Annotated in this window: 9 protein-coding genes; 4 read left to right on the forward strand and 5 right to left on the reverse strand. The window is 74.1% G+C overall.

All coding sequences use genetic code 11. The annotated features are described in order from the left end of the window. A partial coding sequence (locus Q0195_RS05605) for an SseB family protein (RefSeq protein WP_299275705.1) occupies nt 1–1,861 on the reverse strand: 1,861 nt, incomplete at its 3' end. A 160-nt stretch (nt 1,862–2,021) separates the two neighbouring features. Between Q0195_RS05605 and Q0195_RS05610 the strand changes: the two genes are divergently transcribed. The 3 genes from Q0195_RS05610 to Q0195_RS05620 are packed head-to-tail and all read left to right on the forward strand — an operon-like array spanning nt 2,022 to nt 4,495. Further along, nucleotides 2,022–2,405 (forward strand): cold shock domain-containing protein, encoded by a 384-nt coding sequence (locus tag Q0195_RS05610; protein WP_299275708.1) that lies wholly within the window; start codon nt 2,022–2,024, stop codon nt 2,403–2,405. Nucleotides 2,406–2,423: 18 nt separating this feature from the next. After that, nucleotides 2,424–3,275, forward strand: coding sequence for a DUF3027 domain-containing protein (locus Q0195_RS05615; protein ID WP_299275710.1), 852 nt, complete (start codon nt 2,424–2,426; stop codon nt 3,273–3,275). Next, the gene (locus Q0195_RS05620) at nt 3,272–4,495 is read left to right on the forward strand and encodes an MFS transporter (protein WP_299275712.1); all 1,224 of its coding nucleotides are present in this window, start codon (nt 3,272–3,274) and stop codon (nt 4,493–4,495) included. Before Q0195_RS05615 ends, Q0195_RS05620 begins: the two co-directional genes overlap by 4 nt. 4 nt (nt 4,496–4,499) lie before the next feature. Here the strand turns inward: Q0195_RS05620 and Q0195_RS05625 are convergent, their stop codons facing one another. The 4 genes from Q0195_RS05625 to Q0195_RS05640 all read right to left on the reverse strand — a co-directional run bounded on the left by Q0195_RS05625 (nt 4,500) and on the right by Q0195_RS05640 (nt 10,099). Beyond that, entirely contained in the window at nt 4,500–6,734 is a 2,235-nt protein-coding gene (locus Q0195_RS05625; RefSeq protein WP_299275722.1) for a glycoside hydrolase family 3 N-terminal domain-containing protein, read from the reverse strand. 148 nt (nt 6,735–6,882) lie between these two features. Beyond that, nucleotides 6,883–7,776, reverse strand: coding sequence for a carbohydrate ABC transporter permease (locus Q0195_RS05630; RefSeq protein WP_299275714.1), 894 nt, complete (start codon nt 7,774–7,776; stop codon nt 6,883–6,885). Continuing rightward, nucleotides 7,773–8,792, reverse strand: a complete 1,020-nt coding sequence (locus tag Q0195_RS05635; RefSeq protein ID WP_299275725.1) for a sugar ABC transporter permease — start codon at nt 8,790–8,792, stop codon at nt 7,773–7,775. The genes Q0195_RS05630 and Q0195_RS05635 overlap by 4 nt, the downstream gene beginning before the upstream one ends. Nucleotides 8,793–8,797: 5 nt before the next feature. Continuing rightward, on the reverse strand, nt 8,798–10,099 hold the full coding sequence (locus Q0195_RS05640; RefSeq protein ID WP_299275717.1) for an extracellular solute-binding protein: 1,302 nt from the start codon (nt 10,097–10,099) through the stop codon (nt 8,798–8,800). Nucleotides 10,100–10,205: 106 nt separating this feature from the next. Here Q0195_RS05640 and Q0195_RS05645 point away from each other — a divergent pair, with 106 nt between their 5' ends. Next, nucleotides 10,206–11,213 carry a LacI family DNA-binding transcriptional regulator gene (locus tag Q0195_RS05645; protein WP_299275720.1) on the forward strand — a complete coding sequence of 336 codons (1,008 nt, stop codon included), beginning with the start codon at nt 10,206–10,208 and terminating at the stop codon, nt 11,211–11,213. Nucleotides 11,214–11,280: the final 67 nt, after the last annotated feature.

Here is an 11,280-nt window from a genome sequence, read left to right on the forward strand (position 1 = left end):
GAACTGTGGGGCCTGCAGTTGTGGGCGCCCGTGGTGAACCTGCTGCGCGACCCCCTGGCCCGGACGGCCCCGGCGGCGGGGCGGGAGCGGCCGGGGGCAGCTCCGGGCGGCCCAGCGCGTGCCACACCTGCGCGCTGGACAGCACGCCACGCGGCCCGGACGGGTTGATGACCAGCGCCTTGGCCCGGTTGGCCAGGACGAGCTGCAGGACGGCGCTCGCCGGCAGCCGGCGGGCCCCGAAGGACTGGTTGTAGGCGGCCACCTCCACCGGGGAGGTGAACGCGAGCATCACCGGCTTGTCGTCCGTGCGGTCCCGGACGAGCACCGGCCCGGCCTTGCCCTCCACCTCGCCGTGGGCGATGAACAGGGCGGTGTCCGGCTCGCTCAGCGCGGTGAGGAGCTCCTGGGTCGAGTGCTCGCGGGCGAGGAGGTTCTTCACCCCGACGGCGCTCGGTGCGGCGAGCGCGAAGTCGACCTCCTTGCGGCCGATGGCGCAGGTCGGCCCGTTCGGGTCGACGATGAACCAGGCGAGCTCCTCGGTGCGCTGGAAGAGCTCGAGCAGGGTCGCGCCAGACTGGGCCACGCCGGTGACCCGCTCCTCGCCGGGGCCTGCGGCGGCCTTCCGGCGGAACTCGACGAGCGCCTCGTTGCTCGTGAAGGCGCCCAGGGCCCGCTTGCCGTCCGGGGCGGTGAGCGTGCGGAGCCGCAGCTGCGGCCGCGGGGTGCCCGGCGCGGGCACGTCGGAGCCCGAGGCGTCGACGACGAGCCGTCCGCCCAGGACCTGGCGCAGCACGTGGAGCAGCTTCTGCGGGCCGGGGTCCGCGGCGAACTCGGCGACCGCCGTGCGGACCAGCTCGTTGTCCGGCGGGGTCGCCGGCGCCGGCGGGAGCCGCACCTCGCCCAGCCGGGCGCTGTCGAGCACCACCTGGAGCTCCCCGGGGGCGGAGCAGTAGTAGAGCGGGAGGCGGCCCTCCTCGTCGAGCAGGTCGACGGGCTCGGCGTCGGTGAGCAGGTGGATGCGGGCCTCGGGGACGGCGCCGGTGGACGCGCCCGGCCCCTGCTCGACGACGGCGACCACCGGGCCGCTGTCGCGCGACTCCCCGGCCCGCACGATCCACGTCCCGCGGTCGTCGACGAAGGGGAGCGGGACGCCGACCGTCTCCAGCACCTCGACGAGCCCGAGCGACCCGCCCAGCCGCAGCCGTCGCCGTCCGGGCCGGGTGCCGTCGACGAGGACCGGTCCGTCCCGGTCGACGACGACGTGGAGCACCTCGGGGCGCGGCCGGTCCGACCGCACCGGGGCGGCCGGGGCCGCGACCCCGGCCGGCGTGTCCGCGGTGGGGGCCGGGGCCGCGACGTCCTCCCCGGGGCTCGGCACCGCGAGGCCGGCCGCGGTGATCCGGGCCGACATCCACTCCGGCACCGCGTCGGCGCGGCGCGGGTACCGGGTGAGGTGGTGGACCAGGTCGGTGGCGTCGAGCGGGGCGTCGCCCTTCCGCCAGGGCGCCGGCTCGGCGTCCCGGTTGAACCGGCCCGTGACGGTGAGCGTGGGGGTGGGCCAGCCGTCCGCGACGATGGACAGTGTCGCCTCCAGCCACGTGCCCGCGCCGGGCCGGACGCCGAGGTCCTGCAGACGGCGGGTCAGGGTGTGGGGCGGCTGGTCCGGGGTGAGCCGGCCGGTGCGTCCGGTGCGACGCTCCCCACGCACCTCGAGGACCCGGAAGGAGACCTCGTCGCGCACGGGACGCAGCTGCAGGTGTAGCTCGTCCCAGCCGGGCTCGGTCTGCAGCGAACCGACCAGCCAGCGGGCGAGCGCGCCGAGCACCTCCTGCTGCACCGGGTCCGGTGGCTGCTGGGTCATGGGCACGTCCTCACCTTCGCGTCGTTCCGCCCTCCACGGTATAGCGCCCGTTCGTCCGGAGCGGAGCCGGGCCCGGCGCCGGTCCCCGGCCGGTATCCTGGGACGAGCAACGCACCGTTCCGTTGTCCCCTCCAGCCCCACCGTCCAGAGAGGTCCTCACGTGCCCACCGGCAAGGTCAAGTGGTTCGACCCCGAGCGCGGGTTCGGCTTCATCACCGCCGACGACGGTGCCCAGGTCTTCCTCCACGCGTCGGCGCTGCCGCCGGACGCGCCCAACCCGAAGCCCGGGACGCGGGTGGACTTCGGTATCGCCGACGGCCGCAAGGGCCCCTCGGCGCTCTCCGTGCAGATCCTCGACCCGCTGCCGTCGGTGGTGCGCGCCAAGCGCCGTCCCGCGGAGGACATGGTCCCGATCGTCGAGGACCTCATCCGGGAGCTCGACCGTGTCTCGAACGACCTGCGCCGGGGTCGCTACCCCGACGGTCCGCGCGGGACGAAGCTGGCCCAGGTGCTGCGGGCCGTGGCCGACCAGTTCGACGCCTGAGCCACGTAGGATCGACAGGTGACCGCACCCGCCGTGATCGTGCCCCGACCAGCGCCTCCTGCCCGGGAGGCGGTGCTCGCGGGAGCCGTCGACCTCGCGCGGGAGGCCGTCGTCGCCGACGTCGGGCCGGACCAGGTCGGTGAGCATGCCGGCTACGTCGTCGAGGGACCGCGGCTGCTCACCCACGTCTTCCACTCCCGCACGCCCGGGTATCGCGGCTGGTATTGGGCGGTGACGCTCACCCGCCCGCCCCGTGCCCGCAAGGCCACGGTGGTCGAGGTCAACCACCTGCCCGGGGAGGACGCGCTCCTGTCCCCGAGCTGGGTGCCGTGGGCCGATCGGCTGCAGCCGAGCGACATCGGGCCCACCGACGAGCTGCCCTACGTGGGCGACGACGACCGGCTCGACGCCGGGTACGAGGCCACCGGGGAGGACGCCGACGTGCTCGGCCCCGAGCTCGCCTACGAGGTGGGGCTCGGCCGGGCCCGGGTGCTGTCCGCCGAGGGGCGGCGCCAGGCCGCGACGCGCTGGTACGAGGGGGAGCACGGGCCGAGCTCGCGCGCCGCCCGCGCCGCCCGGGCGCAGTGCTCCACCTGCGCGTTCTTCGTCCCGCTCACCGGGTCGCTGCGCCGTCTCTTCGGCGTGTGTGCCAACGAGTGGTCACCCGCCGACGGGATGGTGGTGAGCGTCGACCACGGCTGCGGTGCCCACTCCGAGACCGGCGAGCGCAAGCGCCCGAGCAACTGGAGCCCGAGCCTGCCGGTGGTCGACGAGTTCGACCTCGAGGTCATCTCCCTGGAACCGCTCCGTCCCTACGTCGTCGACGCGCAGCCCGAGGAGCAGGCCGAGGCCGGCACGGTCACCCCGTGAGCCGGGAGCGCATGTTCCCGCTGCGCTCGGTGGTGCTCGGGGCCTTCGTCCCCTCCCTCGTCTTCGAGGTCGGTATCGGGGCGATGCTGCCGATCGTCGCGATCACCGCGACGCACCTGGGGGCCTCCCTGGCCGTGGCCGGGATCATGGCGGCGCTGGTCCCGATCGGGCAGCTGCTCGCCGACATGCCGGCCGGCGCGCTCGCCGCCCGTCTCGGTGACCGCCGGGCGATGATGCTGGCCGGCCTGGTCTCGGCGGTTGGTTTCGTCGGCTGCGCCCTGGCCCCGCACCTGGCGGTGCTGGCCCTCGGCGTCCTCCTCATCGGCGGCGCGACGGCGGTGTTCAACCTCGCTCGGCACGCCTACCTCACCGAGATCACCCCGCCGCTGCGGCGGGCCCGGGTGCTGTCCACGCTCGCCGGCGTCCACCGCATCGGACTGTTCATCGGCCCTTTCGCCGGCGCCGCGGTCATCCACGGGAACGGCCTCCGCGCCGGGTACTGGCTCGCGCTGGGCACGTCGCTGGCCGCCACCGCGGTCATCGCCGCGGTGCGCCCGGAGGGGGACGAGCACGGTCCGGCGGCACCGGCGGGGTCCCGGCAGACCCGGTCGCTGTGGTCGGTCCTCACCGAGCACCGGCAGGTGTTCGCCACGCTGGGTGTGGCGGTTCTGCTCGTCGGCGCCGTCCGCGGGGCGCGGCAGACCGTGCTGCCGCTGTGGGGTGAGCACCTCGGTCTCGACCCGGCCGTCACCAGCGTCGTCTTCGGGGTCGCCGGTGCGGCGGACATGCTGCTCTTCTACCCGGCGGGCAAGGTCATGGACGCCTTCGGCCGACTGTGGATCGGCATCCCGGCGATGCTCACCATGGGGCTGGCGATGGCGCTGCTGCCGCTGACGACGACGGTCGCCGCGTTCGCCTGGGTGGCGGTGCTCCTCGGTCTGGGCAACGGGATGAGCTCGGGCATCCTCATGACCCTGGGGGCGGACGTGGCCCCGCCGGGGGAGCGTGCCCAGTTCCTCGGTATCTGGCGGGTCTTCCAGGACGGCGGTGCCGCCGCCGGCCCGCTCGTCGTGTCGGCCGGGGCGGCGCTCGGGTCCCTCGCCGCGGGGATCTGGGTGATGGCCGGCTCCGGTGTCGTGGCGGCCGGCGCGCTCGGCCGGTGGGTGCCACGCTGGTCGGCGCACGCCAACCGCACCACCCGCCGGCGCGCCGGGCTCTGAGGGCTCAGCCCCGCGACACGGAGGTCCCGACCCAGCGCGGGTCGTCCGGGCCGACCTCGTGGACCGCGCCGACGAGCTCGACCCGCGCCTCCGTCTCCCGCCGGGCGCAGCTCGGGCCGACCCACAGCTCGACGGTGCCCGGTTCCACCACGCGACGCAGCCGCCGGTCGGTGAAGGCGAGCCGCGTCGTCGGGACGGAGAAGCGGACCGTCACCGCCTCCCCGGGGGCGAGGTCCACCCGGCGGTAGCCGAGCAGCTGGGCGATCGGCCGGGTCACCGAGGCCACGACGTCGCGCGCGTAGAGCTGGACGACGTCGCTGCCCTCCCGCTCCCCGGTGTTGCGCACCTCGACGCTCACCTCGAGCGTCCCGTCGGTGGGGATCTGCGGGCTCGCCGGGGTCAGTGCCGTGCGGGCGAAGGAGGTGTAGCTCAGGCCGTGGCCGAAGGGCAGCGGCGGGGTCGGGTCCAGGGTGCTCGTGTCGGTCGGGCCGCCGAGCGGCGGGTGGAGGTAGGAGAACGGCTGCGCCCCCGCGGAGCGGGGCAGGCTCACCGGGAGCCGGCCCGAGGGGTTGACCCGCCCGGACAGCACACCCGCGAGGGCCGGGCCGCCCTCCTCGCCGGGGAAGAACGCCTGGACGACGGCGGCGCACCGCTCCAGCGCCCATCCCACCGCGTAGGGGCGTCCGGTGAGCAGGACGAGGACGACGGGCGTCCCCGTGGCGAGCACCGCCTCCACCAGCTCGCGCTGCACCCCGGGCAGCTCGAGGTCGTCGGTGTCGCAGCCCTCGCCGACCGTGCCCCGCCCGAAGAGCCCGGACTGGTCCCCGGCGACGACGACGGCGACGTCCGCGTCGGCCGCGGCCGCGACCGCCTCGGCGAAGCCGCTGCGGTCGTCGTCGGCCACCTCGCAGCCCCGGGCGAAGGTCACCGTGGGCAGCTCGGCGCGCAGCGCCTCGAGCACGGTGGGCACGGCGATGCCCGGCTCGGTGCCGGGGTGGTGCGGGATGACGTGGTTGACGAAGGAGTAGCAGCCGAACATCGCGGGCACGCGGTCGGCGTTCGGGCCGAGCACGGCCACCCGCTGCGTCGGCGCGAGCGGCAGCGTCCCGTCGTTGGACAGCAGGACGACCGACCGTTCCGCCAGCCGCCGGGCGAGCGCGCGGTGCGCGGGCGGGTCGAGGTCGACGTCCTCGTCCTCGCCGTCGTCGGCGGAGAAGTCGGCGTCGAGCAGACCCAGCTCCTCCTTCTGCTGCAGCACCCGCAGGACGGCGCGGTCGACGAGGGCGACGGGGGTGCGGCCGTCCTCCACCCGCTCCCGCAGGGGACCGAGGTAGGCGTCGCCGGTGGGCAGCTCGATGTCCACCCCGGCCTCCAGGGCGAGCTCGGCCGCCTCGCCGAGGTCGGCGGCCACCCCGTGGAGGAGGTGGAGGAACGCGACGCCGAAGTAGTCGGCGGCGACCGTCCCGGTGAACCCCCAGCGGTCGCGCAGCAGGCTGGTGAGCAGCTCGGGGTCGGCGGCGGCGGGCACGCCGTCGATGTCGCTGTAGGAGTGCATGACCGCGCGGGCGCCGCCGTCGCGGACCGCCATCTCGAAGGGGGGCAGCAGCACGTCGGCCACCTCGCGCGGGCCGGCGTGGACGGGCGCGAGGTTGCGGCCCGCCCGGGAGGCGGAGTACCCGACGAAGTGCTTGAGCGTGGCGATGACACCGCTGCGCTGCAGCCCGCGCACGTAGGCGGTGCCGACGGTCCCCACGAGGTAGGGGTCCTCGCCGATGCACTCCTCGGTGCGTCCCCAGCGTGGGTCGCGCACGACGTCGAGCACCGGGGCCAGCCCCTGGTGGACCCCGAGGTCGCGCATGACCCCGCCGATCGCGGCGCCCATCTCCTCGACGAGGTCGGGGTCGAAGGCGGCGCCCCACGCCAGCGGGGTGGGGAACGTCGTCGCCCTCCAGGCCGCGAGGCCGGTGAGGCACTCCTCGTGGGCGATCGCCGGGATCCCCAGGCGGGTGTTCTCCACCAGCCACCGCTGCGTCTCGCGCAGCGTGCGACGGGCGGTGGCCGGCTCCACGGGCCGGGTGCCGAACACCCGGGTGAGGTGGCCCAGGCCGTGCCGCGCGAACTCGGTGAAGGTGGGCTGGTCCTCCGTCATCGTGTCCTGCATGGGCGCGACGACCTCGCCGTCGGCGCCGGCGCCCACCCACAGCCCGACGATCTGGGCCAGCTTCTCCTCCAGGGTCATGCGCGCGAGCAGGTCGCGGACGCGGGCGCTGGGCTCCGGCGGCGCGGCCTCGGGCACCGGCGCGGCGGTCGGGCGGACGGGGACGGTGTCGGTCACGGAAGGTCCTTCGGTTCGGATCGGATCGAGTGGTCGGGGTGCGGTCCGGGCCTCAGCCCTTGACGGCGCCCTGGAGCCCGCTGACGATGCGCTTCTCCATCGCGAGGAAGAAGACGAGCGCGGGGATCATCGCCAGCGAGGTGAAGGCGAGGACCCCGGCGGTGTCCTGCGCGTGCTCGGTGGAGAACGTCGCCACGCCCAGCGGCAAGGTCTGGGAGGCGGGGTCGTGGAGCACGAGCAGGGGGAGCAGGTAGGCGTTCCACGAGGCGACGAAGGCCAGGACGCCGACGGTCACCATGCCGGGCCCGGAGAGCGGGAGCAGGATGCGCCAGAAGAAGCCGATCCGGCTCGCGCCGTCGAGCAGGGCGGCCTCCTCCAGCTCCTTGGGCAGCGCCATGAGGAAGGGGCGGAGGATGACCACGGTCATCGGCAGCGCGAAGGCCGCCTGCGGCAGTGCCACGCCCAGGGCGTTGCTCGTCAGGCCGAGGTCGCGGACCATGAGGAACAGCGGGATGACCGCGACGGTGAGCGGGAAGAGCAGCCCGAGGACGAAGACGAGGAAGAGCGTCTCACGGCCGCGGAAGGTGTACCGGGCCAGCGGGTAGGCGGCCATGACCCCGCACACGACGACGAGCGCCGTCGTGATGAGCGCGACGATGCTGGAGTTGAGCGCGAAGCGCCAGAACGAGGACGACGTCACGACGTCGACGTAGTTCGTCAGCACCCAGGGGTCGGGCAGGCCCACGGGGTCGGCGGCGAGCTGGGCGTTGGTGCGGAAGCCGCCGAGCACCGCGTAGACCACCGGGGTGAGCGTGACCGCCGCGACGACGAGCGCCACGGCGTAGACGAGTGGCGTGCCGCCGGAGAAGGCGCGGCGGCTGCTGCGCCGGCGGCGCGCGGTGCGTTCGGCGGGAGCCGGGTGGGTGGTGGGCACGACCGTCGTCATCGGGTCACCTTCCGTGGCGTCCGGGGCGTGTCGTGGGTGTCGCGGCGCAAAATGAGCCTCTGGTAGGTCAGGGCCAGGACGAGGGAGATGACGAAGAGGAGGACGGCCACGGCCGAGGCGTAGCCGTACAGGCTGCGGTTGGTGCCCTGGTTGATGAGGTAGATCGCCATCGTCATCGTCGAGTTGGCCGGGCCGCCCTTGGTGAGGATCCAGACCATGTCGAAGAGCTGGAGGGAGCCGATCATCGAGAGGAAGGCCCAGGTGCGCACGGTCGGGCCGAGGAGCGGGACGGTGATGCGGCGCTGCACCTGCCACCACGAGGCGCCGTCGAGCTGGGCCGCCTCGTAGAGCTCGGTCGGGATTCCCTGGAGCCCGGCGAGGAAGAGGATGACCGCCAGCCCGAGGTACTTCCAGGTGAGGACGACCATGACGGTGTACAGCGCGATCTCCGGGTCGCCCAGCCACACCTGGACCAGCGACCCGAGCCCGACGGCCTCGAGCGCGGCGTCGACCGGCCCGTTGGGCTGGAGCAGCATGAACCACACGACGCCGGCGACGACCTCGGCCAGCACGTAGGGCATGAAGACGATGACCCGCATCGCCGTGCGGCCCCACATCTCCCGGTCGAGCAGGAGCGCGACCCCCAGCCCGAGGGGGAGCTGGATGAGGATGGACAGGACGACGATCGTCAGGTTGTTGAGGACGGCGCCGGTGAAGACGGTGTCCTGCAGCGCCCGGGCGTAGTTCGCCAGTCCGACGAAGTCGTCCAGCGGTCCCAGGCCGTTCCAGCTGTAGACGGAGTAGCGCACCGCCTGGACGACCGGGACCACGACGAAGACGCCGAACAGCGCCAGCGCGGGGCTGACGAAGAAGGCGACCTCCAGCCGTTTGCGCCAGGTCGCCGAGAGGCGGCGCCCGCCGCGGGCGCCCGGCCCGCCCGTCGACCGCGCGGCGGCGCGGTCGACGGGGCGGTCGGTCAGCGTGGCAGTCGCGGAGCCGGTCGCGTCGTCTGCCACCGTGCTCACCCCAGGTCCGCGGCGGCCTGGGTCGCGTCGACGATGGCCTGCGGGGAGGACTGTCCCGCGAAGAGGAGGGCGATCTCGTCGTTCATCGCCCCGCCGACGTTCTCACCGAACGCGGTGTCGAAGTACAGCTGGACGAAGGGGGCCTCGTCGCGGAAGGTCAGCAGGTCGGCGAGCGCGGGGTCGGAGACGGCGTCGGTGGCGGCCGGGTTGGTCGGCAGCCCCATGTCGTTCTCCGCGAAGGTGCGCTGCACCTCGTCGCTGAGCAGGTAGGTGATGAAGTCGACGCAGACGTCGGGGGCGTCCTGGGCGCAGGCCCAGGCGTCACCGCCGCCGAGCGCCGCGCCGGGGTCGCCCTGCCCGCCGGCGACGGCGGGGAAGGGGAACCAGCCGGTGTCCTCGCCCAGCCCCCGGTTGTCCTCCGTCAGGCCCTGCATGACACCGGGCTCCCAGTGTCCGGCGAGCTCCATGGCGACCTTGCCGGTGGCGAGGAGACCGGAGGCGCTGGTGGGGCCGGTCTGGGCCGGGGTGGCCAGGAAGCCGGTGTTGAAGGGCTCGGTGGCGATGAGCTCCTGGAGGTGCTCGCCGGCCTGGACGAAGCAGGGGTCGGAGAAGTCGAGTGAGGTGACGGCGTCGGTGAGGACGTCCTGGGGGCACTGGCGCAGTGCCAGGTAGTACCAGTAGTGGGCAGCGGGCCACTTGTCCTGCGCGCCGACCGAGATCGGCTCGATGCCGGCTGCCTTGAGCGCGTCGACCGCCGCGTAGAGCTCCTCCATCGTCGTCGGTGGGGAGTCGATGCCCGCCTCGGCGAAAAGGGAGGTGTTGTACCAGAAGCCGACGACCCCCACGGAGAAGGGCAGGGCGTAGACGCGGTCGTCGACCGTCCAGCCGTCGACGGAGGCGCCGATCGTCTCGATCGTGTCGGCGGCGACGTCGGTGAGGTCCTTGACCAGGCCGGCCTCGACGTGCGCGGCGAGCTCGCCCCCGCCGCGCTCCATGAAGATGTCCGGGGTGTCACCGGACTGGAAGGCGGCGTCGAGGCGGGTGAGCATGTCCTCGTGTGCCAGTGGGGTGATCTCGATGGTGACGCCGGGGTGGTCGGCCTCGAAGTCGGCGGCCACCTGCTCGTAGACCGACCGGCCGGGGTCGTTGTTCGAGTTGTGCCACCAGGTGAGGGTGACGGAGTCGCCCGTCTCGCCACCCCCGGTGTCGTCGGTGGCGTCGCCGTCGCCGCAGGCGGCGAGGAGGAGGGCGGCGCTCATGCCGAGCGCCACGACGCTGGCTTCTCGTCTGTGAGGCATGTCAGGTCCTTCGGTCGTCATCGACGGAACACGGCCAGCCTGGCAGCCCACCGCCCGGCGTGTCAATCGTTATCGATAACGTTTTCGACACGGTAGGGTCGTCCCCGTGAGAGGCAGGGTCACCATCAACGACGTCGCGCGGACCGCCGGCGTCTCGGTGGCGACCGTCTCCAAGGTCATCAACGGCCGCTACGGCGTGGCCGCCGCGACGAGCGAGCGGGTGCAGGAGGTCATCGAGCGGCTCGGCTACGAGTCCTCGCTGGTGGCCCGCAGCCTGCGCTCCCGTCGCACCAACGTCCTGGGCATCCTCGTCGCCGAGTTCGAGCCGTTCAGCACCGAGATCCTCAAGGGCGCCTCCCGAGCCGTCGCCGGCACGGGTTTCGACCTCCTGGCCTACTCCGGGGCGGCCCACGGCGGCGGGGACGTCGGCTGGGAGCGCCGGTCGCTGTCCCGGCTCAGCGGCACGCTGATCGACGGCGCTGTGCTCGTCACCCCCACCGTCGTCGAGGTGCGGGACGACGTGCCCGTCGTCGCGATCGACCCCCACCGTGGGCCGTCGGGCATCGCCACGGTGGACGCCGACAACGACGCGGGCGCCGTGCTGGCCACCGCGCACCTCATCGCGCTGGGCCACCGCCGCATCGGCTTCCTCGGTGGTCGCCCCGACCTGGAGAGCTCGCGGCAGCGGGAGGAGGGCTTCCGCAGCGCGATGGCGGCTGCCGGCCTCCCGGTGGACCCGGCCCTGGTGCGGGTCGGTGGGTACAAGCGGGAGGGCGCCGACCGGCCCGCCCACGAGCTGCTCGCCCGGCCCGACCGCCCCACCGCCGTCTTCGCCGCGAACGACCTCATGGCGCTGGCCACCATCGACGCCGCGCGCGACGTCGGGCTGCGCGTGCCGCAGGACCTCTCGGTGGTCGGCTTCGACGACGTCCCCGAGGCCGTCGCGGCGACCCCGCCGCTCACCACGGTGGCCCAGCCGATCCAACAGATGGGGGCGGAGGCGATCGGCCTGCTCGTCGAGCTCGTGGCGGGCCGGGAGGTCGCCACCGAGCACGTGCGCCTGCCCACCCGCCTCGTCGAGCGCGGCAGCACCGCCCCACCCCCCGACAGCTGAACCCCCAACCGACAGCCCACGTCCCCCCGACAGCTCACTTCCCACCGAGAGCTCAGTTCACACCGAC

It is taken from the genome of uncultured Georgenia sp. (genome assembly GCF_937958535.1).
Taxonomy (GTDB): Bacteria; Actinomycetota; Actinomycetes; order Actinomycetales; family Actinomycetaceae; genus Oceanitalea.